General features: G+C 70.9%; 19 protein-coding genes, 4 tRNA genes and 1 other RNA gene. 11 read left to right on the top strand and 13 right to left on the bottom strand.

Going from position 1 to position 22,645, the window contains the following annotated elements; translation table 11 throughout:
* The first annotated feature begins 24 nt into the window (after window positions 1-24).
* Window positions 25-279: a DUF3073 domain-containing protein gene (locus ACQEWB_RS23550; protein WP_432834112.1), complete on the top strand. Its 255-nt coding sequence runs from the start codon at window positions 25-27 to the stop codon at window positions 277-279.
* Between the two features lie 87 nt (window positions 280-366).
* Here ACQEWB_RS23550 and purM read toward each other — a convergent pair whose 3' ends face one another.
* The 4 genes from purM to ACQEWB_RS23570 form a co-directional block, all read right to left on the bottom strand.
* Complete coding sequence (gene purM, locus ACQEWB_RS23555; protein WP_432834114.1) at window positions 367-1,434, bottom strand: phosphoribosylformylglycinamidine cyclo-ligase; 1,068 nt, start codon at window positions 1,432-1,434, stop codon at window positions 367-369.
* Window positions 1,435-1,468: 34 nt separating this feature from the next.
* Window positions 1,469-2,998: an amidophosphoribosyltransferase gene (purF, locus tag ACQEWB_RS23560; protein WP_432834116.1), complete on the bottom strand. Its 1,530-nt coding sequence runs from the start codon at window positions 2,996-2,998 to the stop codon at window positions 1,469-1,471.
* A gap of 61 nt (window positions 2,999-3,059) precedes the next feature.
* Window positions 3,060-3,506 (bottom strand): META domain-containing protein, encoded by a 447-nt coding sequence (locus tag ACQEWB_RS23565; protein WP_432834118.1) that lies wholly within the window; start codon window positions 3,504-3,506, stop codon window positions 3,060-3,062.
* Between the two features lie 62 nt (window positions 3,507-3,568).
* Window positions 3,569-4,366, bottom strand: coding sequence for a sterol carrier family protein (locus ACQEWB_RS23570; protein WP_432834120.1), 798 nt, complete (start codon window positions 4,364-4,366; stop codon window positions 3,569-3,571).
* A gap of 185 nt (window positions 4,367-4,551) precedes the next feature.
* On the opposite strand from ACQEWB_RS23570, the gene ACQEWB_RS23575 reads away from it, so the two are divergent.
* Window positions 4,552-5,094: a DUF4232 domain-containing protein gene (locus tag ACQEWB_RS23575; RefSeq protein ID WP_432834122.1), complete on the top strand. Its 543-nt coding sequence runs from the start codon at window positions 4,552-4,554 to the stop codon at window positions 5,092-5,094.
* 69 nt (window positions 5,095-5,163) lie between these two features.
* Here ACQEWB_RS23575 and purL read toward each other — a convergent pair whose 3' ends face one another.
* The 3 genes from purL to purS are packed head-to-tail and all read right to left on the bottom strand — an operon-like array spanning window position 5,164 to window position 8,383.
* Window positions 5,164-7,422: a phosphoribosylformylglycinamidine synthase subunit PurL gene (gene purL / locus ACQEWB_RS23580; protein ID WP_432834124.1), complete on the bottom strand. Its 2,259-nt coding sequence runs from the start codon at window positions 7,420-7,422 to the stop codon at window positions 5,164-5,166.
* Complete coding sequence (gene purQ / locus ACQEWB_RS23585) at window positions 7,419-8,123, bottom strand: phosphoribosylformylglycinamidine synthase subunit PurQ (protein WP_432834126.1); 705 nt, start codon at window positions 8,121-8,123, stop codon at window positions 7,419-7,421. The genes purL and purQ overlap by 4 nt, the downstream gene beginning before the upstream one ends.
* Entirely contained in the window at window positions 8,120-8,383 is a 264-nt protein-coding gene (gene purS / locus ACQEWB_RS23590; RefSeq protein WP_360835218.1) for a phosphoribosylformylglycinamidine synthase subunit PurS, read from the bottom strand. The genes purQ and purS overlap by 4 nt, the downstream gene beginning before the upstream one ends.
* 269 nt (window positions 8,384-8,652) lie before the next feature.
* Here purS and ACQEWB_RS23595 point away from each other — a divergent pair, with 269 nt between their 5' ends.
* The 8 genes from ACQEWB_RS23595 to ACQEWB_RS23630 all read left to right on the top strand — a co-directional run bounded on the left by ACQEWB_RS23595 (window position 8,653) and on the right by ACQEWB_RS23630 (window position 13,250).
* Window positions 8,653-8,970 (top strand): histone-like nucleoid-structuring protein Lsr2, encoded by a 318-nt coding sequence (locus tag ACQEWB_RS23595; RefSeq protein WP_432834129.1) that lies wholly within the window; start codon window positions 8,653-8,655, stop codon window positions 8,968-8,970.
* A gap of 136 nt (window positions 8,971-9,106) precedes the next feature.
* Window positions 9,107-9,178 (top strand) — tRNA-Gly (locus tag ACQEWB_RS23600).
* An 80-nt stretch (window positions 9,179-9,258) separates the two neighbouring features.
* Window positions 9,259-9,331: transfer RNA gene (locus ACQEWB_RS23605), tRNA-Gly, on the top strand.
* Window positions 9,332-9,461: 130 nt separating this feature from the next.
* Window positions 9,462-10,418 carry an ABC transporter ATP-binding protein gene (locus ACQEWB_RS23610; RefSeq protein ID WP_432834131.1) on the top strand — a complete coding sequence of 319 codons (957 nt, stop codon included), beginning with the start codon at window positions 9,462-9,464 and terminating at the stop codon, window positions 10,416-10,418.
* A 38-nt stretch (window positions 10,419-10,456) separates the two neighbouring features.
* Window positions 10,457-11,236 (top strand): ABC transporter permease, encoded by a 780-nt coding sequence (locus ACQEWB_RS23615; RefSeq protein WP_432834133.1) that lies wholly within the window; start codon window positions 10,457-10,459, stop codon window positions 11,234-11,236.
* Window positions 11,218-12,543 carry a sensor histidine kinase gene (locus ACQEWB_RS23620; protein ID WP_432834135.1) on the top strand — a complete coding sequence of 442 codons (1,326 nt, stop codon included), beginning with the start codon at window positions 11,218-11,220 and terminating at the stop codon, window positions 12,541-12,543. The genes ACQEWB_RS23615 and ACQEWB_RS23620 overlap by 19 nt, the downstream gene beginning before the upstream one ends.
* Window positions 12,540-13,154, top strand: a complete 615-nt coding sequence (locus ACQEWB_RS23625; protein WP_432834137.1) for a response regulator — start codon at window positions 12,540-12,542, stop codon at window positions 13,152-13,154. Before ACQEWB_RS23620 ends, ACQEWB_RS23625 begins: the two co-directional genes overlap by 4 nt.
* Before the next feature lie 23 nt (window positions 13,155-13,177).
* Window positions 13,178-13,250, top strand: a tRNA-Gly gene (locus ACQEWB_RS23630).
* A gap of 57 nt (window positions 13,251-13,307) precedes the next feature.
* Here the strand turns inward: ACQEWB_RS23630 and ACQEWB_RS23635 are convergent.
* The 6 genes from ACQEWB_RS23635 to ffs form a co-directional block, all read right to left on the bottom strand.
* Window positions 13,308-14,207, bottom strand: coding sequence for a phosphoribosylaminoimidazolesuccinocarboxamide synthase (locus ACQEWB_RS23635; protein WP_432834139.1), 900 nt, complete (start codon window positions 14,205-14,207; stop codon window positions 13,308-13,310).
* A gap of 96 nt (window positions 14,208-14,303) precedes the next feature.
* Complete coding sequence (locus ACQEWB_RS23640; protein WP_432834141.1) at window positions 14,304-15,827, bottom strand: N,N-dimethylformamidase beta subunit family domain-containing protein; 1,524 nt, start codon at window positions 15,825-15,827, stop codon at window positions 14,304-14,306.
* 15 nt (window positions 15,828-15,842) lie between these two features.
* On the bottom strand, window positions 15,843-17,864 hold the full coding sequence (locus ACQEWB_RS23645; RefSeq protein ID WP_432843965.1) for a hypothetical protein: 2,022 nt from the start codon (window positions 17,862-17,864) through the stop codon (window positions 15,843-15,845).
* A 400-nt stretch (window positions 17,865-18,264) separates the two neighbouring features.
* Complete coding sequence (purD, locus tag ACQEWB_RS23650) at window positions 18,265-19,524, bottom strand: phosphoribosylamine--glycine ligase (RefSeq protein WP_432834143.1); 1,260 nt, start codon at window positions 19,522-19,524, stop codon at window positions 18,265-18,267.
* A gap of 239 nt (window positions 19,525-19,763) precedes the next feature.
* Window positions 19,764-22,256, bottom strand: a complete 2,493-nt coding sequence (locus ACQEWB_RS23655; protein WP_432834145.1) for a DNA polymerase III subunit gamma and tau — start codon at window positions 22,254-22,256, stop codon at window positions 19,764-19,766.
* A 53-nt stretch (window positions 22,257-22,309) separates the two neighbouring features.
* Window positions 22,310-22,408: signal recognition particle sRNA small type (gene ffs / locus ACQEWB_RS23660), an RNA gene on the bottom strand.
* A 72-nt stretch (window positions 22,409-22,480) separates the two neighbouring features.
* Between ffs and ACQEWB_RS23665 the strand changes: the two genes are divergently transcribed.
* Window positions 22,481-22,568: transfer RNA gene (locus tag ACQEWB_RS23665), tRNA-Ser, on the top strand.
* The last annotated feature ends 77 nt before the right edge of the window (window positions 22,569-22,645 follow it).

Raw genomic sequence — 22,645 nt, forward strand, 5'->3', positions numbered from 1 at the left:
CCCCGTATCCGAGGGGGTCGAGCCATGGGGCGCGGCCGGGCAAAGGCCAAGCAGACGAAGGTCGCCCGCCAGCTGAAGTACAGCAGCGGCGGGACTGACCTCTCGCGTCTGGCCAATGAGCTGGGCGCTTCGACTTCGAGCCAGCCGCCGAATGGCGAGCCGTTCGAGGACGACGACGACGAGGAAGACGACCCGTACGCCCAGTACGCGGATCTCTACAACGACGACGAGGACGAGGACGACGAGTCCGGTCCGACGTCTCAACGCCGCGGCGCTTGACGCACTTGCTGTGCTCGACCCGGTCCGGGGTGGTTCCCACCACCGGACCGGGTTTTGCGCTGCCTGTCGCGGTCCCGGGTGACCGTCCTAGGCCGAGTACGTGCCGACGAGTTCCGCACCCGTGGTGTGCTCGCCGCGGTCGGTGATCTCGCCGGCCACCCACGCCTCGACCCCGCGGTCCGCCAGCGTCGCCAGTGCCACGTCGGCCGACTCCTCGGGGACGATGGCGATCATGCCCACGCCCATGTTGAGGGTTTTCTCCAGCTCCAAGCCCTCGACCTGACCCGTCCTGCCGACGAGGTCGAAGATCGGGGCCGGCGTCCAAGTGGAGCGGTCGACGATCGCGTGCAGGCCGTCCGGGATCACCCGGGCGAGGTTCGCGGCGAGGCCGCCGCCCGTGATGTGCGAGAAGGCGTGCACATCGGTGGTGCGGGTCAGCGCCAGGCAGTCCAGCGAGTAGATCTTGGTGGGCTCGAGCAGTTCCTCGCCGAGCGTGCGGCCGAGCTCCTGTACGCGCGCGTCCAGGTCGAGGCCGGCCTGGTCGAGGAGGACGTGCCGGACCAGCGAGTACCCGTTCGAGTGAAGACCGGAGGCCGCCATGGCGATCACCGCGTCACCCGTACGGATGCGATCCGCGCCAAGGAGCCGGTCGGCCTCCACGACGCCCGTACCGGCGCCGGCGACGTCGAAGTCGTCCGGGCCGAGCAGCCCCGGGTGTTCGGCCGTCTCGCCGCCCACCAGGGCGCAGCCGGCCAGCACACAGCCCTCGGCGATGCCCTTGACGATCGCGGCGACCCGCTCGGGGTGGACCTTGCCGACGCAGATGTAGTCGGTCATGAACAGCGGCTCGGCGCCGCACACCACGATGTCGTCCATGACCATCGCGACCAGGTCGTGGCCGATCGTGTCGTAGACGCCCAGCCGGCGCGCGATGTCGACCTTCGTGCCGACGCCGTCCGTGGCGGAGGCCAGCAGCGGACGGTCGTAACCCTTGAGGGCCGAGGCGTCGAAGAGGCCGGCGAAACCGCCGAGGCCGCCGAGGACCTCGGGGCGCTGCGTCTTCTTCACCCACTCCTTCATGAGCTCTACGGCGCGGTCTCCCGCTTCGATGTCGACGCCCGCAGCTGCGTAGCTGGCACCAGTTGTCTCAGACATGGCTAGTGAGAACCTTCGTGTCGTACGGCAGGTGTTACGGGCGACGGATCGCGTCGGCCGCGGCCGTGGCGGCCGGACCCGCGGCCAGTTCGGTCTCCAGGAGCTGCTTGCCGAGCAGCTCGGGGTCCGGGAGTTCCATCGGGTACTCGCCGTCGAAGCAGGCGCGGCAGAGGTTCGGCTTGGCGATGGTGGTCGCCTCGATCATGCCGTCGATGGAGATGTACGACAGCGAGTCGGCGCCCAGCGAGGTGCCGATCTCGTCGATCGTCATGCCGTTGGCGATCAGCTCGGCGCGGGTGGCGAAATCTATGCCGAAGAAGCAGGGCCACTTGACCGGCGGGGAGGAGATCCGGATGTGGACCTCGGCGGCGCCCGCCTCACGGAGCATCCGGACCAGGGCGCGCTGGGTGTTGCCGCGCACGATCGAGTCGTCGACGACGACCAGGCGCTTGCCCTTGATGACTTCCTTGAGCGGGTTCAGCTTGAGGCGGATGCCCAGCTGGCGGATGGTCTGTGACGGCTGGATGAAGGTCCGGCCGACATAGGCGTTCTTCACCAGACCCGCACCGAACGGGATGCCGCTCGCCTCGGCGTAGCCGATCGCGGCCGGGGTTCCGGACTCCGGAGTCGCTATCACCAGGTCGGCCTCGACCGGGGCTTCCTTGGCGAGCTTGCGGCCCATCTCCACGCGGGAGAGGTAGACGTTCCGCCCGGCGATGTCGGTGTCGGGGCGGGCCAGGTACACGTACTCGAAGACACAGCCCTTGGGCTTCGCGTCCGCGAACCGGGAGGTGCGCAGACCGTTCTCGTCGATGGCCACGAACTCGCCCGGCTCGATCTCCCGGACGTAGCTCGCGCCGCAGATGTCGAGGGCGGCGGACTCGGAGGCGACGACCCAGCCGCGCTCGAGGCGGCCGAGGACCAGCGGGCGGATGCCCTGCGGGTCGCGGGCCGCGTACAGGGTGTGCTCGTCCATGAAGACGAGGGAGAAGGCGCCCTTGACCTGCGGAAGGACCGTGTGGGCGGCCTCCTCGATGGTCAGCGGCTTGCCCTCGGTGTCCTCCTGGGCCGCGAGCAGCGCGGTGAGGAGGTCGGTGTCGTTGGTGGCCGCCACGCGAGGCGTACGGCCGCCCTCCTTCTTCGGGAGGTCGGCGACCATCTCGGCGAGCTGGGCGGTGTTCACCAGGTTGCCGTTGTGGCCGAGCGCGATGGAGCCGTGCGCGGTGGCACGGAACGTCGGCTGGGCGTTCTCCCACACGGAGGCGCCGGTGGTCGAGTAGCGGGCGTGTCCGACCGCGATGTGACCCTGGAGCGAACCGAGCGAGGTCTCGTCGAAGACCTGGGAGACGAGGCCCATGTCCTTGAAGACGAGGATCTGGGAGCCGTTGCTGACCGCGATACCCGCGGATTCCTGGCCCCGATGCTGGAGGGCGTAGAGCCCGAAGTAAGTGAGCTTGGCGACCTCTTCGCCCGGAGCCCAGACTCCGAAGACGCCGCAGGCGTCCTGGGGGCCTTTCTCACCGGGGAGCAGATCATGATTGAGTCGACCGTCACCACGTGGCACGACCCCGAGTGTAGGCGAGATCGACCACTGGTCCGAATTGGGGTTACTCACCGGTAGTGGATCATTCGGCGGCGACGGCCCGCACGCTCGTGCCGTTTTCGCTGGTCAGCGTGAGGGTGTCGTGATCGACTCGGTAGCTGACGGTGGAGTCGAAGAGGCCGAGCAGGGCCCGATCGGTCTCCATGAGTGAGGCGTCGCACATCATTCGGGTGGTCATCGGTCGGCCGAGCGTGATGTGTCCGCCGCGTACCGTCGCCGTGGCGTTCACGTGGTTGCAGCCGAGCCTGCCGCCCACCTTGTGGGTCTTCGCGTCGAAGGCGAGGTACGGCTTGCCGTGCGCGGCGCCGGTCGTGCCGTCCGCGGTGATGTCCTTGACGCTCCAGTCGACGCCGGTGACGGGCCGCTCGGCGTCGACCGAGCCGCTCCCGCTGTCGGCCTTCTCGCTGCCGCAGGCCACCACGAGCGGAAGGACGGTCAGGACGGCGAGGGTGAATCGCTGTTTGTCCATGCCGTTGGGACGGGAGGGACGCGGGACCGGTTCCCCCGGCCCGGCGCGGCGGAGGCTCCCGCTCAGCCCATCAGCGGCAGCAGCGCACCCAGATCCGCCCGCTCGCCACTGGCGCTGACCTTGGCCTCCGCGACGGCGTCCGTCCAGGCCACCCGCCCGGTCGCGAGCCGGATCCAGGTCAGCGGGTCGGTCTCGACGACGTTCGGCGGGGTGCCACGGGTGTGCCGCGGCCCCTCGACGCACTGCACCACGGCGTACGGCGGGATCCGCACCTCGGTCGAGCCGCCGGGTGCCTTGACGGCGAGCGCGTCGGCGAGCAGCCGGGTGCAGGCGGCGAGGGCCTGGCGGTCGTACGTGACGTCGAGGCCGGGGACGGCGGCGTTCAGGTCGTCGGTGTGGACGACCAGTTCGACGGTACGGGTGACCAGGTAGTCAGCGAGGGGCAGGGCGCCGGCGTTGGTCTCCAGCAGGCGGGTGCCGGGGTGGGCGTCGAGCAGGTCTGCCAGGGTCCGGTCGATGTCGGCGAGGTAGGCGTCGAGGTCGGGGTGGTGTTCCGCGAGGCCGCGGGTGAAGTCGTCGATGGCCGAGGAACTGGCGGCGGTGGCGAACGGCCAGTCGAGCAGCACGGCGTCCTGGCGCGCGGGCGCGGGCCGGTCCAGGGCCCGGTGCACGGCGGTGAGCGCCATCCCGATGTGCGCGACCAGCTCCCGTACGGTCCACTCCCCGAGCCGCGTCGGCAGCGCGAGCTGCTCCGGGGCCAGCGTGCGCACGGCCTCCCGTACGTTCCCGAACTGGCCCTGCACGGCCGCACGGATCTTGACGGGGTCGTAGGCGCGGGCGCGCTTCTTGGCCGGTGACATGGCGGCGAGCCTATGCCTTCGCGGCGTACCCGACGCCGGTGATCAAGCGGTGACATCGGTTACGCGACTGTCGAGAAAAGGTCCGGCGGACCACCGAACCTCCCCCCGGGCCCCGTACCTCTTCAGAGGCGCAGGCGCGCACCGACCTAACGCGCCGATCGGTACACGAGGGGACCCGAAACTCCATGAACAGCAAGCTCATCGCCGTTGCCGTCGCGGGCGTCGTCGCCGCCGGCGCTGCCGTTTCCGCCGTCCCGGCCTCCGCCGCCACTGCCAAGGCCGCGCCGACCCGCTGCCACACCGCCGACCTGAAGGCCGGGTTCGCCACGGGAGGCGACGCGAAGCCGGAGATGGGGCAGGCCAAGAAGCAGACCCAGGCGTACATCTGGTTCACCAACAAGAGCAGCCGCACCTGCACGCTGTCCGGCTTCGCCGGGGTCGACATGGTCGGCGCCCAGACGACCGACGGCACCTGGTCGCTGGCGCGTTCCTCGAAGAAGCCCGTGAAGGTGACCCTGGAGCGGGGCGCCACCGTGGACTTCAGCATCGAGCTGCTGCCGGTGGCGAAGTCCACGCCGAAGAAGGAGAAGTTCGTCCCGGCGAAGTTCCTGGTCACCCCGCCGAACGAGACGAAGCACTTCACCCTCAAGTGGCCCTTCGGCGGCCAGATCCTCAAGCAGGACGGCGCCACCCACCCGGGCACCTACGTCAACCCGGTCGGCCTGTAACCGAGTTGGATGAGGGCCCCGCCCGCCGGTCGGCGGACGGGGCCCTCACTGTCGTACGGCCGAAGGCGCCTACGCGAGCAGCGCCGGGATCGTCTCCTCGTGCGCCGTCCGCAGTTCCGCCAGGGACAGCTCGAACTCGCCCTGGAGCTCGACCGTGTCGCCGTCCACGACACCGATCCGGGTGACCGGGAGACCCCGTGCACCGCACATGTCGTTGAAGCGGACCTCCTCGGAGCGCGGGACGGCGACGACCGCGCGGCCCGCCGACTCGGAGAAGAGGAGGGTGAAGGCGTCGAGCCCGTCCGGTACGACCAGACGCGCGCCCTTGCCACCGAGCAGTGCCGACTCGACCACGGCCTGGATCAGACCGCCGTCGGACAGGTCGTGCGCGGAGTCGATCATGCCGTCGCGGGAGGCGGAGATCAGGATCTCGCCGAGGAGGCGCTCACGCTCCAGGTCGACCTTGGGCGGAAGACCGCCGAGGTGGTCGTGCACCACCTGCGACCAGGCCGAACCGCCGAACTCCTCACGCGTGTCGCCGAGGAGGTAGAGCAGCTGGCCCTCCTCCTGGAAGGCGACCGGCGTGCGGCGGGCGACGTCGTCGATGACGCCCAGCACGGCCACGACCGGCGTCGGGTGGATGGCGACCTCGCCCGTCTGGTTGTAGAGCGAGACGTTGCCGCCGGTCACCGGAGTGCCCAACTGCTGGCAGGCGTCGGCGAGTCCGCGGATGGCCTCGGCGAACTGCCACATGACGGCCGGGTCCTCGGGCGAGCCGAAGTTCAGGCAGTCGGAGACGGCGAGGGGCTTGGCGCCGGTCGTCGCCACATTGCGGTAGGCCTCCGACAGCGCCAGCTGCGCGCCCGCGTACGGGTCCAGCTTGGCGTAACGGCCGTTGCCGTCGGTCGCGATGGCGACACCGAGGCCGCTCTCCTCGTCGATGCGGATCATGCCCGAGTCCTCGGGCTGGGCCAGCACCGTGTTGCCCTGCACGAAGTGGTCGTACTGCGAGGTGATCCACTTCTTGGAGGCCTGGTTGGGAGAGCTCACCAGCTGGAGCACCTGCCGCTTGAGCTCTTCCGAACTCGCGGGCCGCGCAAGCTTGTTGGCGTCGTCGGCCTGGAGGGCGTCCTGCCACTCCGGTCGGGCGTACGGGCGCTCGTAGACCGGGCCGTCGTGCGCGACCGTGCGCGGGTCGACGTCGACGATCTTGCCACCGTGCCAGAAGATCTCCAGCCGGTCGCCGTCCGTGACCTCACCGATCACCGTGGCGATGACGTCCCACTTGTCGCAGATCTCCAGGAACCGCTCGACCTTCGCCGGCTCCACGACCGCGCACATGCGCTCCTGCGACTCGCTCATGAGGATTTCCTCGGGCGAGAGCGTCGAGTCGCGCAGGGGTACGTCGTCCAGGGTGACGCGCATGCCGCCGGAGCCGTTCGACGCCAGCTCGGACGTGGCGCAGGACAGGCCCGCCGCACCCAGGTCCTGGATGCCCACGACCAGCTTCTCGGCGAAGGCTTCGAGCGTGCACTCGATGAGCAGCTTCTCCTGGAACGGGTCGCCGACCTGAACCGCCGGGCGCTTGCTCGGCTTGGCGTCGTCGAAGGTCTCGGAGGCCAGGATCGAGGCGCCGCCGATGCCGTCGCCGCCGGTCCGGGCCCCGTACAGGATGACCTTGTTGCCAGCGCCGGACGCCTTCGCGAGGTGGATGTCCTCGTGCCGCATGACGCCGATGGCACCGGCGTTGACCAGCGGGTTTCCCTGGTAGCAGGAGTCGAAGACGACCTCGCCGCCGATGTTCGGGAGGCCCAGGCAGTTGCCGTAGCCGCCGATGCCCGCGACGACGCCCGGGAGGACGCGCTTGGTGTCGGGGTGGTCGGCCGCGCCGAAGCGGAGCGGGTCGACCACGGCCACCGGCCGCGCGCCCATCGCGATGATGTCGCGCACGATGCCGCCGACACCCGTGGCCGCGCCCTGGTAGGGCTCGACGTACGACGGGTGGTTGTGCGACTCGACCTTGAAGGTCACGGCGTAGCCCTGACCGACGTCCACCACACCCGCGTTCTCGCCGATGCCGACGAGCAGCGCGTCGCTCTGCGGGGCCTTCTCGCCGAACTGGCGGAGGTGGACCTTGGAGGACTTGTACGAGCAGTGCTCGGACCACATGACCGAGTACATCGCGAGCTCGGCGCCGGTGGGCCGGCGGCCGAGGATCTCCACGACGCGCTCGTACTCGTCCTTCTTCAGACCGAGTTCGGCCCAGGGCAGCTCGACGTCGGGGGTCGCGGCCGCGTGCTCGACCGTGTCCAGAGGCGTCCGGCTCATGCGTTGACCAGCTTCTTGAGGATCGAGGTGAAGAAGGGGAGGCCGTCGGTGCGGCCGGAGCCGATGAGCGGCTCGACGGCGTGCTCCGGGTGCGGCATGAGGCCTACGACGTTGCCGGCCTCGTTGGTGATGCCGGCGATGTCGCGGAGGCTGCCGTTCGGGTTGCCGCATCCATCAGTGGCTTCGCCACGGACGACGTACCGGAACGCGACCCGCCCCTCCGCCTCCAGCTTGTCGAGCGTGTACTCGTCGGCGACGTACCGGCCGTCCATGTTCTTCAGCGGGATGTGGATCTCCTGGCCCGCGCTGTAGTCGACCGTCCACGCACTGGAGGCGTTCTCCACCCGCAGCTTCTGGTCGCGGCAGATGAAGTGGAGGTGATCGTTGCCGAGCATCCCGCCCGGGAGGAGGTGGGCCTCGGTGAGGATCTGGAAGCCGTTGCAGATACCCAGGACCGGGAGCCCTGCCTTGGCCTGCTCGATGACCGACTCCATCACCGGCGAGAAGCGGGAGATGGCGCCCGCGCGGAGATAGTCGCCGTAGGAGAAACCGCCGGGGAGGACGACCGCGTCCACCTGGTGGAGGTTCTTGTCCTTGTGCCAGAGGGCGACCGGTTCGGCGCCCGCGAGGCGGATCGCGCGCTGGGTGTCCCGGTCGTCGAGACTTCCCGGGAAAGTGACGACGCCAATACGAGCGGTCACTTCGCGGCCTCCGCGACTTCATCCACCCGAACCGTGAAGTCCTCGATCACGGTGTTGGCGAGGAAGGATTCCGCAAGATCATGGATGCGGGCCAGGACGGCCTCGTCGACCGGCCCGTCAACTTCCAGTTCGAATCGCTTTCCCTGACGTACGTCGGAGATGCCTTCGAAACCCAGACGCGGCAGTGCGCGCTGCACCGCCTGGCCCTGGGGGTCGAGGATCTCCGGCTTGAGCATGACGTCGACTACGACGCGTGCCACTGGCACTCCCGGTGGTGTGGTGCTGAGCAGGTTCCTTCAGACTACCCGTACAAAATTTCTACGCGCGTCGACTTGTAGGAAACTACGTGACCGCTGTCACGATCCGGCCTCGACGAGCGCGTTCGCGAAAATTTCCGGGAAAGATCCGCGATCGACACCCGATACCTATTGCGCTCGGACACGCCAAAGGATTTAGTCGGGCTTCACATTGCATTGTCGGGCACTGTACAAATGAATTGGCAACGTGCCGTACGAAGGGACCGATATTCGTGGCGCAGAAGGTCGTGGTCACTCTCTTTGACGACATCGACGGCTCGGAAGCGGCGGAAACGATCGCCTTCGGGCTCGACGGCAAGTCGTACGAGATCGACCTGAATCAATCCAATGCCAAGAAACTGCGTAAGGCACTCGAGCCCTACGTGGAGGCCGGCCGCAAGCGGTCGAAGTCGGGCAAGACGTACCGGCAGACCGAGGTCGCCCCGGACCCGGCCGCCGTCCGCGCCTGGGCCCAGGCCAACAAGATGGACGTCCCGGCCCGCGGACGCATCCCCAAGAAGGTCTACGAGGCGTTCGCCGCGGCCCAGTAGGCGGCACGGCAGTCACTGCCGACGCCGGGTCACCCGCCCCTCGGGACAACCGACTTGCGTTGCACCCCACCTGGTCAGCTAGAGTCTGGAGCACGCCGAGGGGCGGGGACGGAAAAGCCCAGCCCACGGAGTACATGCGGGTGTAGTTCAGTAGCAGAACATCCCCCTTCCAGGGGGAAGGCGCAGTGTGCAATTCCTGTCACCCGCTCTGCACCGCCGGTCTTGACCACCTAGTGGATCAGGTAGGCTGGTGCTCGCGCCGATCGGTGGGAGCCGGTCGGAGGCAATGCGGACGTAGCTCAGTTGGTAGAGCGCAACCTTGCCAAGGTTGAGGTCGCGAGTTCGAGCCTCGTCGTCCGCTCGGGAATCAGACCCCGGTCCACTGGACCGGGGTCTTTTCGTTCCCCCGCGAGCGCTCGCCTGACATTTGTCATGCCGGGCGATGACACCGCGCACTGCTTCCGCGCCCGGAGCGCCGGGACGCTTGAGCCATGGACAACAACGAACACGGACACGTGATTGAGGTCACTGACCTGCGGCGTGTGTACGGGGGCGGGTTCGAGGCGGTACGCGGAATCACCTTCTCCGTGGGCCGCGGCGAGATCTTCGCGCTGCTCGGCACCAATGGCGCGGGCAAGACGTCGACCGTCGAACTGCTGGAGGGGCTCGCCCGGCCGGCCGCGGGGCGGGTGCGGGTGCTCGGGCACGACCCCTACGAGGAGCGGGCCGCCGTACGACCGCGCACGGGCGTGATGCTCCAGGAGGGCGGCTTTCCGTCCGAGCTGACCGTCGCCGAGACCGCGCGGATGTGGGCGGGATGCGTGAGCGGCGCGCGGCCGGAGCGGGAGGCGCTCGCGCTGGTCGGGCTCGAACGGCGGGCCGACGTACGGGTGAAGCAGCTGTCCGGCGGTGAACGGCGGCGCCTGGATCTCGCGCTCGCCCTGCTCGGCGAGCCCGAGGTGCTGTTCCTCGACGAGCCGACGACCGGGCTCGACGCCGAAGGGCGCCAGGACACCTGGGAGTTGGTGCGGGCGCTGCGCGACGCGGGGACGACGGTGCTGCTCACCACGCACTATCTGGAGGAGGCGGAGGGCCTCGCCGACCGGCTGGCGATCCTGCACGAGGGGCGTATCGCGACGACCGGGACACCGGCCGAGGTGACGGCCGGGCAGCCCTCGCGGATCTCCTTCCGGCTGCCGCACGGCTACTTCCTCGGGGACCTGCCGCCGCTCGGCGAGCTGGGGGTGTGCGGGCACGAGGTGGACGGGGAGGTCGTACGGCTGCGGACGCGGGAGTTGCAGCGGGCGGCGACCGGACTGCTGGTGTGGGCGGCGGGGGCGCGGGTGGAGCTGCACGGGCTGGATGTGCGGTCGGCCTCGCTGGAGGAGGCGTTTCTGGGGATCGCGCGGGAGCAGGGCAGCACGTGGGAGCAGGGGGCGGCGGCGTGAGCGGGGTCGGGGAGCGGGCGGTTGTCGGGGGTGGGCGCGTGAGGGGAGCGGCACGGGTCCCTGTCGGGCGGCGGCTGCGGGCGCTGGCGCGGGCCGAGCTGACGTTGCTCGGGCGTAATCGGAGTGCCGTGGTCACGGTGTTGCTGGTGCCGCTGGTGCTGCCGTTCAGTGTGCGGCCGACCGCCGATCAGATCGATCTGAAGGCGGAGGGACTGAGCGTCGGGACGCTGATGGTGACGGCGGCCGTCGGGTTCTCTCTCCTGTTCGCGGTGTACACCTCCCTGGTGAGCGCCTTCGTCGCCCGCCGCGAGGAACTCGTCCTCAAGCGGCTGCGCACCGGAGAGCTCGGCGACCCCGAGATCCTCGTCGGCACCGCGCTGCCCGCCGTGTGCATCGGCCTCGCGCAGACCGTCGTGCTGAGCGTGGGCTGCGCGCTGCTCCTCGACATGGACGCGCCCAAGGCGCCGTATCTCACCGTCCTCGGTGTCCTGTCCGGCCTGGTGCTCAGCGCGGCGCTCGCCGCGGTCACCGCGTCCGTCACGCGGACCGTGGAGAGCGCGCAGGTCACCGCGCTCCCACTGGTGCTCCTGTCCATGGTGGGCTCCGGCATCGCGCTCCCGACGGACGTCCTGCCCGACCGCCTCGCCTCCGTCTGCGAACTGCTCCCGTTCTCCCCCGCGATCCGGCTGGTCCGGGGCGGTCTGACCGGCGAGTTGAGCGGTTACGAGGCACTGGGCGCCGTCGCCACCGCGCTGGCCTGGACCGTGCTCGCGGTGTTTGCTGTGCGGAGGTGGTTCCGGTGGGAGCCGCGGAGGTAGGTGACGGGGGCGCTGTGTTCGGGCGGATCAAGGGGTGGCAGCGGCGGCACTGGCGGGATCTGAGCAAGGCTCAGCGGGTCGAGATGCAGTCGGTGGTCACCTGGTACTTCACCACTTGGTCGTTCTCGCTGTTCTGGCTGGCGCTGCCGCTCGTGGGCGAGCTGCACCGGCGGCCCGCGGCGCTGGTCGTCGGCGGGCTGCTGCTCCTGGTCGCTGCCCTCCAGTGCGTGGAGGCCAACCGGCTCACCCGGCCCGTGCTCGACCACTATCTGGGCCGCGCCGAACTCCCGCCGCGCGCCCTGCGCCCCGCCACCGCCCTGCTCGCCCTCGCACTGACGCTGGCCCTGGTGCTCGCCATGCTCGGCGGCACCGACGAGTTCACGGCCCGACTCGCCGTCGGCGCCGTACTGCTCCCCTTCGGGCTGCTGTACGGGCTGGTCGCGCCGATGGGGTTGTTTCTGCGCCGGTCCGCGCTGCTCACGGTGGCGCTGATGGCGGCGTTCGCCGTCGTCGACCCCGATCCGGCCGGGATCGCCATGGCCGGAGTGGTGGCCGGGTTCTCCGCACTCATCTCGCTGCTGACCGGCCGCTGCGGCGCCTGGACCCTGTCCGTGCTGTGGGACGCGGAACGGTCCCGGGAGGTCCAGGCCCGGCTCGCCGTCGCCGAGGAACGGCTGCGGTTCGGGCGGGATCTGCACGACGTGATGGGGCGGAACCTCGCCGTGATCGCCCTGAAGAGCGAGCTCGCCGTGCAGCTCGCCCGGCGCGGACGGCCCGAGGCGGTGGACCAGATGATCGAGGTGCAGCGGATCGCGCAGGAGTCGCAGCGGGAGGTGCGGGAGGTCGTACGGGGGTATCGGGAGGCGGATCTGGGGGTCGAACTCGCGGGTGCGCAGGGGGTGTTGAGCGCGGCAGGGATTCGGTGCGGGGTCACCGGGGAGGTCGGGGGACTGGCGGGGGAGGTGCAGTCGGTTCTGGGGTGGGTGGTGCGGGAGGCCACGACGAATGTGCTGCGGCACGGGGATGCGGTGCAATGTGACATATCACTGCACGTGCATCAAAACCGGGTGGTGCTGACCGTGGAGAACGACGGCGCGACGAACCCCGTCGGAGGCGCCGGTTCCGAAGCGGCCGACCCGCCTGGAGACACCGGTTCCGGTCCGGTGGCGGGCGCCGGCTCCGGCCTCGCCGGGCTGCGGGAGCGGCTCTCCGCCGTGGGCGGGAGCCTTGAAGCGGGGCCGGTCGGTGCGGACGTTTTCCGGGTTACGGCCGAGGTGCCGCTGAGCGTGAGAGAGGTCACGGCATGACCACGCCCGTGCGGCTGCTGCTCGCCGACGACGAGCATCTGATCCGGGGTGCGCTCGCCGCGCTGCTCGCGCTGGAGGACGACCTGGTGATCGTCGCCGAGGCGGCGTCCGGACCCGAGGCGCTGGCGATGGCACGGGCCCACGAACCGGATGTCGCCGTACTGGATCTCCAGATGCCCGGCGCGGATGGTGTGAAGGTCGCCACATCCCTGCGTGCCGAACTGCCCGGCTGCCAGGTCCTGATCGTCACCAGCCACGGCCGTCCGGGACATCTGAAGCGGGCGCTTGCGGCAGGTGTGCGCGGGTTCGTCCCCAAGACCGTCAGCGCGCAGCGGCTCGCGGAGATCATCCGCACGGTGCACGCCGGACAGCGTTACGTGGACCCGGAGTTGGCGGCCGACGCGATCGCCTCCGGCGACTCCCCGTTGACCGCGCGGGAGGCCGAGGTGCTGGAACTCGCCGCCGACGGGGCGCCCGTCGCGGAGATCGCCGAGCGCGCCGCGCTGTCCCAGGGGACCGTCCGGAACTACCTGTCCTCGGCCGTCTCGAAGCTCGGGGCGGAGAACCGCCACTCGGCGGTGCGGCTCGCCCGCGAGCGGGGTTGGGTATAGTGGGCATCGCGCTTCGGCGCAGTGCGAACGTAGCTCAGTTGGTAGAGCGCAACCTTGCCAAGGTTGAGGTCGCGAGTTCGAACCTCGTCGTTCGCTCCGTATGAGAGAAGCCCCCCGGTGGAAACCGGGGGGCTTCTCTCGTTGCGAGCGGGGTTACGACCAGCTCGTGCCCGTCAGACGCTCGTACGCCTCCACGTACTTGGCGCGCGTCCGGTCCACGATCTCCCGCGGCAGCGGCGGCGGGGGCTGCTCGCTCTTCCGGTCCCAGCCGGACTCCGGCGAGGTCAGCCAGTCGCGCACGAACTGCTTGTCGTACGACGGCTGCGCGTGCCCCGGCTCCCACTGGTCCGCCGGCCAGAAGCGGGACGAGTCCGGGGTGAGGATCTCGTCCGCGAGGACCAGGGTCTCGCCGTCGAAGCCGAACTCGAACTTGGTGTCCGCGAGGATGATCCCGCGGTCCCGGGCGATGTCCCGGCCTCGCGAATAGACGGCGAGGGTCGCCTGGCGCAGCTGGGCGGCGGTGTCGGCGCCGACCTGGCGGGCGACCTCCTCGTAGGAGACGTTCTCGTCGTGCTCGCCGACCGCGGCCTTGGTGGCCGGGGTGAAGATCGGAGCGGGGAGTTCGCTGCCGTCGGCCAGGCCCTCGGGGAGGGCGAGGCCGCAGACCGTGCGGGACTCGTTGTACTCCAGCAGGCCGGAGCCGGTGAGATAGCCGCGGGCGACGGCCTCCACCGGGACCATCTGGAGCGACTTGCAGACGAGGGTGCGGCCCGCCCAGTCGGCGGGGGCACCCGCCGGCAGCTCCGTGCTCAGCACGTGGTTGGGCATCAGATCGGCGATCTGGTCGAACCACCACAGGGACAGCTGCGTGAGGACACGGCCCTTGTCGGTGATCTCGGTCGGCAGCACCCAGTCATAGGCGGAGATACGGTCACTGGCGACCATCACGAGGTCGCCGGCCTCGTTCTGGTACAGCTCACGCACCTTGCCGGTGTGGAGGTGGACCAGGCCCGGAACCTGAATCGGCTCGGGCTTTTCTACGAATCCGGACACGGTTCCTCCCCGTGGTTCTGTCCAAGTGGGTCGATTCTCGCTTATGGCGGGAATCGGTCTTGGTGGGGGTGCGATGAAGGGTTTGGGCCTGCGGGCTCAGTCACGTTTACAGATGCGGTCCAGGAGGTTCGCGGTGGCGCGCTGGACCCGGGTGTCCACGTGGCCCGGGCGGTCCAGCGAGGGCGACCAGGCGAAGGTTCCGGACGCGAAGACCAGGGCGCCGGAAGGGGCCCGGTAGAGGGACGTCTCCTGGTGGCGGAGGGCGCCCTCGGAGTCGGTGTACGGGGAGTGGGCCAGCAGGATGCGGTCCTCGTGCTCCGGCAGCGGGGTGCGCGGGAAGTAGCGGTCCGCCTCACCGGCTACCAGACCCTCGATCTCGTCTCCGTCGTGCGCGCCGGTCGCCTCCCAGAGCCAGTGCTCGGCGTTGCGGACGACCAGGGGGTGGGGCTCGGGGACCCTTCCGGCGTACTGGATACCCACCAACTGCTGCTCCGGCCGGTCGACTTCACGCCAGAGGACCGGGCGGCCGGGGCCCCTGCGCTTCCGGCAGGTGAGCAGGCGGTCGGGGACGCCGGACGGGGACGGGCCCAACTCCACCTGCCAGTACATGGTGTTGGCGGAGAGGAAGACCAGAGACGTGCCGTGCTCGCGGGCGAGTTCGCAGGTGCGGCGCATGTTCGCCGACCAGTACTCGTCGTGCCCGGGGAAGACCAGGCCGCGGTAGCGGGTGGGGTCCACGTGGCCCGCGTGCAGGTCGCGGGCGTCGGCGTAGGCGAGGTCGTAGCCGTAACGCTCGGCGAAGCGGATGAAGTCGTAGGCGTGACCGACGTGCATCGGCAGGCCGGCGCCGGCGTACGGGCGGTCGAAGGAGACCGTCGTCGCGGCATCGGACTCGCCGAGGAGACGGCCGTCCTCGTCCCAGGCGTGATAGAGGCTCGCGCCCGTGTGGCCGTCCTCCGGATAGAGGTTGTACGCCTGCCAGGTCACGTCGGGCAGCAGGAGCAGCAGGTCGGCGGGGTGGTTGTCGCGGACCGTGAAGGGGATGTGGGAACGGTAGCCGTCGGCGGTGGTGAGGACGGCGACGTACGCTCCGATGCTCCAGAAGCTCGGGATCTGCAGACGCCAGGACAGCCACCAGTGGTGGCAGGAGACCGTGCGGTCCGCGGTGAGGGGCGGGGGCTGGACGATGCCGGAGAGGCGGGGGCTGGTGGTGATCTTCGATGCGCCGTCGCCGCCGTAGTGGCCGATGCGGTAGATGTCGACGGCGAATTCCTGGGGCGGGTCGACCGTGATGTGGAAGTCGACGGCGTCGCCGGGGGCGACCGCGCCGGTGGAGATGAAGCCCTTGATCTGGCGGCCGACGTCGTCCGCGGAGCGGGGGCCGCCGGAGGCTCGGGGGGCGGGGACTCGAGGGGCGTCGCCGGGGGGCTGGTGGGCCCTGTGGGACTGGTCGTGGGGCGGCTGCTGGGTGCCCTCCAGGTACCAGGGGACGACCTGGCCGGTGTCGCCGAAGTACGTCTCCGTGCCGCGGAGCCAGGGGACGGGGCCCTGGCCGAAGGGGTCGGTCACGGCGTGTGCCAGCGCTCCGGACTCCCAGCGGCGGATCTGGTCCGACCCCATGGTTGCTCCCCTCCCTCATGCCCCCGTGGTCGCGTGGTCGCGTGCGGTGTGTCTGTTCTGTGCGGGTGCCTGTGCCTGTGCCGTAAGCCCTTGCCATGTGCGCGATCGGTCCCAGCACATCACATTACGCACGCGACTGGTCACACTTCGTTGCGAATTGGCCGAAAGTGGAATCAGGGGTTCCGGTCGGTGGGGGCTCTTGCGTGACGTCAGACGAGGCGGACCGGCTTCTCCGGGCGTATGCCGGAGTCGAGGAGCCAGGCTCGGAGGGGGGCGGGGTCGCCGTCCTCCACGAGGCTGAGGACTCGGGGGGTGAGGTCGGCGGCTCGTTCGCCGTTGAGGAGGAGGGAGGGGCCGTCCAGCCAGTCGAGGCCGGGGGTGGCGCCTGCGGTGTCCATGGCGGCGCAGCAGACCATCGCGGTGACGTGGTCGGTGAGCAACTCGCGGGCTGTGCGGGGTGGTTGGAGCGGGAAGAGGGGGAGGGGGTGTCGTCCCAGAGGGCGGGGTCGGGGGCGGGGGGTCGGTGGGGGTGGGGGTGGCTTCCTCGCGGGCTAGCTCGGCGGTGAGAGCTGCGGCGAGGGTCGTGGCCTGTTCGTTCTCGGCTTCGCCATCGAACGATTCGTTCCCACCCGCACCACCCATGACAGTTTCGTCGTCGAGTGCGGGTGGCCCCTGTGGGGCGGATCCGCCGTCGGCGGCTGCGGGTTCGTCCGCGTGCGTCGCTGCGGGTTCGTTCGCCCTGGGGGTGGTGGAGTCCTGGGTGGTGGACGACAGGTGGTCCAGGATTCGGGACAAGGTCGGGGCGTCGGAGTCCGGGGTTGTGGGGTTTGTTGTGCGGCTTACGCCCATGGTGTCCAGGACCTTGTGGAGGCGGGCCGCGTCTGTGCGCCATTTGCGGTCGACCACCTCCTCCGGGTACTCCTGCCAGTCGACCGGGGACCAGTCGGGGCCCTGTTCGGCGGGGCCGCCGTGGAAGAGGCGGGCGGCCAGGAGGGATGTCGCCTCGTCGATCACGCCGGGTTCTTCCAGGAGGTCGCAGGCGGGGCGTTCGCCCAGGCGGGAGGCGAAGCCCTCGGCCAGGCGGTCTCGGCGGGAGAGCTCCGTGAGGGCTGCGACGACGCCCGCGGACAGGCGGGAGGGCCAGCGGCCCATGCGCCAGGCGGGGAGCGCGACCCTGGTCAGGAGGCGGTCCCAGCCGGCGTAGGCCAGGCCGACCTGTTCCTGGGCGACGATGCGCAGTCCGTAATCCACAGCCTGTGCACGCTCCGCCGCCGCGGCAGCCACCCCGCGCTCCATCAGCGCCGCATGCTCACGGCAGCTGCGCAGGAGGAGGCGGGCCACCGCGCCGATGCCGGCGCAGACGGCGCGGGTCAGCGGGCAGCGGCCCCGCGTCGAGGCGACGGCCACCGCCGCGTCCAGACCCCGCACGAAACGGCGGGCCGCGGCTATGTCCGGGTGCGCCGAAGGTCCCGTACCAGCGACGACCGGGGCGAGGACGGCGCGCAGCTCGCCGACGCGCATCCACCACAGGAACGGGGAGCCGATGACCAGCACCGGGGCCGCGGAGCCGCGGCGGTGCGGGGCTCGGGCGCCCGCTATCTCGTCGTGGCGGTCCTCGGCCGGTGGCGGGCCATGGGCCGGGTGGGTGCGGTCCTCGAGCCAGCTGTCGCAGTCGGGGGTCAGGGCTATCGCGGAGGGCGCCGGAACGTCCAGGCGGTCCGCGAGGTCGCGCACCATCCGGTACAGGTCCGGGGCGGACTCCTCCGCGATCTGGACCGTCGGGCTCACGGCCGGGCGGGCGCGGGCGACGACCAGGGCGACGGCGCCGGCGGCGAGCAGCACGAGGACGGCGACGGGGCTCATCACCCACCGGGCCACATGCCAGAACGGGCCCACGAGATGCCCGGTGGAACCGCCCGCCAGCAGGATCACGGCGGCCGCCGCGGGCAGCAGCGCCACGGCCAGCGCGCGGCTGCGGATCCGCAGCACGGCGAGGGCCCTGGAGCGCGCGGCCTGCGCGCCCGCCTCCACTCCCATACCGGTACCGGTCACGACCGGTCCTCACCCCCTCCCCGGCTGTGCCGAGTGCCTGGCTGTCCTGGCGTTGCTCACTCCCCCACTGTGGCACCCGCCACTGACATCGCAATGCCGGTGGGCCAAGTGCCGGAACGCTTGCGCCGCACCCTAGTTGGGGTCCGGGGCCCCGTCATCCGGATGGGGGACCGGTCACTCGATGGAATGGCTTTGGTCAGAGGTGGATGACGGATCGCGAGGATCAGGCCTCTGTTTTTGACTCGGGTTCTAAGAGAATCGGTCCTGCGATGTCCGATGTCTTCGGCCGGGCGTCTTCGACTGGGTGGACACAGCAGTCGGCCCCGCATCCGAAGACGGATACGGGGCCTGCGGGGTTCACTGCGGGCCTGCTTGCGGCACCGGGTCAGGCGTCCGCCTCCCGCGCCGCCTTCGCCGCGATGTCCGTGCGGTGCTGGGAACCGTCGAGACGGATGCGGGCGACCGCCCGGTAGGCGCGGTCGCGGGCCTGGGTGAGGTCCTTGCCGGTCGCCGTGACGGACAGGACGCGGCCGCCGGCGCTGACGATCGCATCGCCGTCCCGCCTGGTGCCGGCGTGCAGGACGTATGCGTGCGGGGCGTCCTCGGCGGCCACCTCGTCGAGGCCGGTGATCGGGTCGCCGGTGCGCGGGGTGCCGGGGTAGTTGTGGGATGCGACGACCACGGTGACCGCGGCCTCGTCGCTCCAGCGCAGCGGCGGCAGGTCGGCGAGGTCGCCGGTGGCGGCCGCCAGCAGCACGCCGGCCAGCGGGGTCTTCAGACGGGCCAGCACGACCTGGGTCTCCGGGTCGCCGAAGCGGGCGTTGAACTCGATGACCCGTACGCCTCGGGAAGTGATCGCGAGGCCGGCGTAGAGGAGACCGGAGAACGGGGTTCCGCGCCGACGCATCTCGTCGACGGTCGGCTGGAGCACCGTGTCCAGGACCTCCTGGACGAGCTTCGGGTCGGCCCAGGGCAGCGGGGAGTACGCACCCATGCCGCCGGTGTTGGGGCCCTCGTCGTCGTCCAGGGCGCGCTTGAAGTCCTGGGCGGGCTGGAGGGGGACGACCGTCTCGCCGTCGGTGATGGCGAAGAGGGAGACCTCGGGGCCGTCCAGGAACTCCTCGATGACGACGCGCTCACAGGAGTTCGCGTGTGCCCTGGCAGCGTCGAGGTCGGACGTCACCACGACGCCCTTGCCGGCCGCGAGGCCGTCGTCCTTGACGACGTAGGGGGCGCCGAAGGCGTCGAGGGCCTCCTCGACCTCGTCGGGGTTTGTGCATACGTACGAACGCGCGGTGGGGACCCCCGCGCCCGCCATGACGTCCTTCGCGAAGGCTTTCGAGCCCTCGATCTGCGCGGCGTCCCCGGCGGGGCCGAAGACCGGGATCCCGGCCTCGCGCACGGCGTCGGCGACCCCGGCCACGAGGGGGGCCTCCGGGCCGACGATCACCAGGTCGGCACCGAGTTCGGTGGCCAGCGCGGATACGGCCGTGCCGTCGAGGGGGTCGACCTGGTGCAGCTCGGCCACCTCGGCGATGCCCGCGTTGCCGGGGGCGCAGTGCAGGGCGGCGACGGCGGGGTCGAGGGACAGGGAGTGGCACAGGGCGTGTTCGCGGGCGCCGTTTCCGATGACGAGGACCTTCACGGGGGTCAGCGTAGCCGGGTGGCTGTGCTGGAGGTTCCTCCAAGGGGTGCGGCGGCGTTGGCGGCCGTGTATCTGGGGGCTGCGCCCCCGGACCCCCGCTTCGGCCCTCAAGGGGCCTTGTCCTCAAACGCCGGACAGGCTGATGGTGCGGACCGGCACTGGAAAGGGGACCTCCTGAAAGGGGCCCTCCTACTCGTTCGTGAACTCTTCCATCACCGTCGCTCCCAGCTCCCGCACGATCAGTTCGTGGCCGGAGAGGGCCGATTCGTTGAGGTCGGGGTCGTCGTCCTCGGGGATGTCGTCCTCGATGTTGACGGGAGGGGCGGGGTCGGGAGCGGAGGGCCGGGGGCCGGGGTGGGTGTGGGGGCGGAGGGCTGGGAGGCCGTGGGGGGTGTCGGTGTCGACGGGGTCGGTTGTGCGGGCGCCGGGCGCTGGGCGGGCGTACCGGTGCCGTAGCCACCGGCGTTGCCCGCGCCGCCGTAGCCGCCGCTGCCGTAACCGCCCGGGGCGCCGCCTCCGCCGCCGTTGAAGCCCGGTGCGCCGCCGGTCGGGGCGGGGGCCGAGCCGCCGCCCGACGGGTCGACGATCGCCTCGATCTTCCACTGCACGCTGAACTGCTCGGCCAGCGCCTGGCGCAGGACCTCCTCGCTGCCGCTGCTCGCGAAGTTGTCCCGGGCGCCCGCGTTGACGAAGCCCAGCTGGAGGGTCGTGCCGTCGAAGCCGGCCACCTGGGCGTTCTGGCTGAGCAGGATCCAGGTGAAGCGACGGCGGTTCTTGACCGCTTCCAGGATGTTCGGCCAGAGCATGCGGGGGTCGAGGCCGCCGCTCGGGGGTGCGTAGGCCGCCGGGGCCGGGCCGGTGCCGGGGGGCGTGGCTGCCGGGGCGGGGGCCTGTGTCGGTGCAGGTGCCGCGGGGGTGGACGAGGGCTGTCCGCCGCCGCCCGCCGGGGTCGCCGTCGGCCAGCCACCGGGACGTCGGCCGCCGCCTGCGGGGGCGGCTGTGGGCCAGGCGCCGGGGGCGGGGGCCGCTGCGGTGGGGGGAGCGGCGGGCGTTGACGAGGGCGACTGGGGCTGGTGCGGCTGCTGCGGTTGGTGGCCGACAGGGGCAGAAGGCGTGGAAGGGGCGGGAGCGGTGGGTTGGGCGGGTTGGGCGGGTTCAGCCACGGCCGGTGCCTGGTACGGCGCCTGAGCCGGTGCCTGTTGCGGCGCCTGGGCCGGTGCTTGGGCCGGTGCTTGGGCGGGAGGCTCCGCCGCTGCCGGCAGGCCCTGGCCGACCTGGCTGCCTGGGCCGACGTGGCCTGCCTGACCGGCCTGGTTGCCTTGCCCGCCGTAACCCCCCTGACCCGCCTGGCTCCCCTGGCCGCCGTAACCCCCCTGCCCACCCGGCGCCCCCGAAGCCCGTACCGCCGCACGTGCCGCGGCCGGGCCGCCGCCGGGCGGAACCGGGGCGCCGCCAAGGCCGCCACCCGGGCCACCTCCCGGCGCGCCCGGCATCGTCGCTCCCCCGCCCCCGTGTGCCTCGGGCCCCGGCACATACCCCATCGCGGGCATGCCGCCGGTGCCCGCCGAGAAGTTCACACCCCGTTCCAAGCGGTCGAGGCGGGCCATGACCGAGCGCTCGTCGCCGTACGCGGCCGGGAGCATCACGCGCGCGCAGATCAGTTCCAGCTGGAGGCGCGGGGAGTTGGCGCCGCGCATCTCGGTCAGTCCCTCGTTGACGAGGTCGGCGGCGCGGCTGAGCTCGGCGGCGCCGAAGGTGCCGGCCTGGGCCTGCATGCGCTCGATGACGTCGGCCGGGGCGTCGATGAGGCCCTTCTCGGCGGCGTCCGGGACGGCGGCGAGGATCACCAGGTCGCGCAGGCGCTCCAGCAGGTCGGTGACGAAACGGCGCGGGTCGTTGCCGCCCTCGATGACGCGGTCGACGACCTCGAAGGCGGCGGCGCCGTCACCGGTGGCGAAGGCCTCGACGACGGAGTCGAGGAGGGAGCCGTCGGTGTAGCCGAGGAGGGAGGTGGCCATGGCATACGTCACACCTTCCTCGCGCGCACCGGCGAGGAGCTGGTCCATGACGGACATGGAGTCACGCACGGAGCCCTGACCGGCCCGAACGACAAGCGGAAGCACCCCGTCCTCGACGGGGATGTTCTCCTTGCCGCACACCTCACCGAGGTACTCCCGCAGGGTGCCGGGCGGCACGAGCCGGAAGGGGTAGTGGTGGGTCCGCGAGCGGATCGTCCCGATGACCTTCTCGGGCTCGGTGGTGGCGAAGATGAACTTGAGGTGCTCCGGCGGCTCCTCGACGACCTTCAGCAGCGCGTTGAAACCGGCCGACGTGACCATGTGGGCCTCGTCGATGATGTAGATCTTGTAGCGGCTGGCGGCGGGGCCGAAGAAGGCCTTCTCGCGCAGCTCACGGGCGTCGTCCACGCCACCGTGGGAGGCCGCGTCGATCTCGATGACGTCGATGGAGCCCGGGCCGTTACGGGCCAGGTCCTGGCAGGACTGGCACTCGCCGCAGGGGGTCGGGGTGGGGCCCTGCTCGCAGTTCAGGCACCGCGCCAGGATCCGCGCGCTGGTGGTCTTCCCGCACCCGCGCGGCCCGCTGAACAGGTACGCGTGATTGACCCGGTTGTTCCGCAGCGCCTGCTGCAGCGGGTCGGTGACATGCTCCTGCCCGATGACCTCGGCGAACGACTCCGGGCGATAGCGGCGGTACAGCGCGAGAGACGACACGCATACGAGGTTATAGGCGCCCACTGACAACCCGACCCCGCGCACTCCCCGGGAACGCAAGCGCCCCCCACGCACCCGCCAGAGCCAACCTACCCTTGCTGCCTTCCGGCCCTGGGGGAGTTCAGTCAGATAGCGCCGCGTGAGGGGCTGCCCAAACAGTACCCGATGGCAGGGGGCGGGAACGAGTTCGCGAGCACTCCTCAACGTCTTGTATTGTTTGCGGCGGAGGATTCGCCTAGAGGCCTAGGGCGCACGCTTGGAAAGCGTGTTGGGGGCAACCCCTCACGAGTTCGAATCTCGTATCCTCCGCCAGTGCCTCACCGGGCACGTTGTCGAAGGGCCCCATCGTTCGCGGTGGGGCCCTTCGACGTGTGTGGTTGCAGGCCGGG

The sequence above is a fragment of the Streptomyces sp. CA-249302 genome, from assembly GCF_050936785.1.
Lineage (GTDB): Bacteria > Actinomycetota > Actinomycetes > Streptomycetales > Streptomycetaceae > Streptomyces.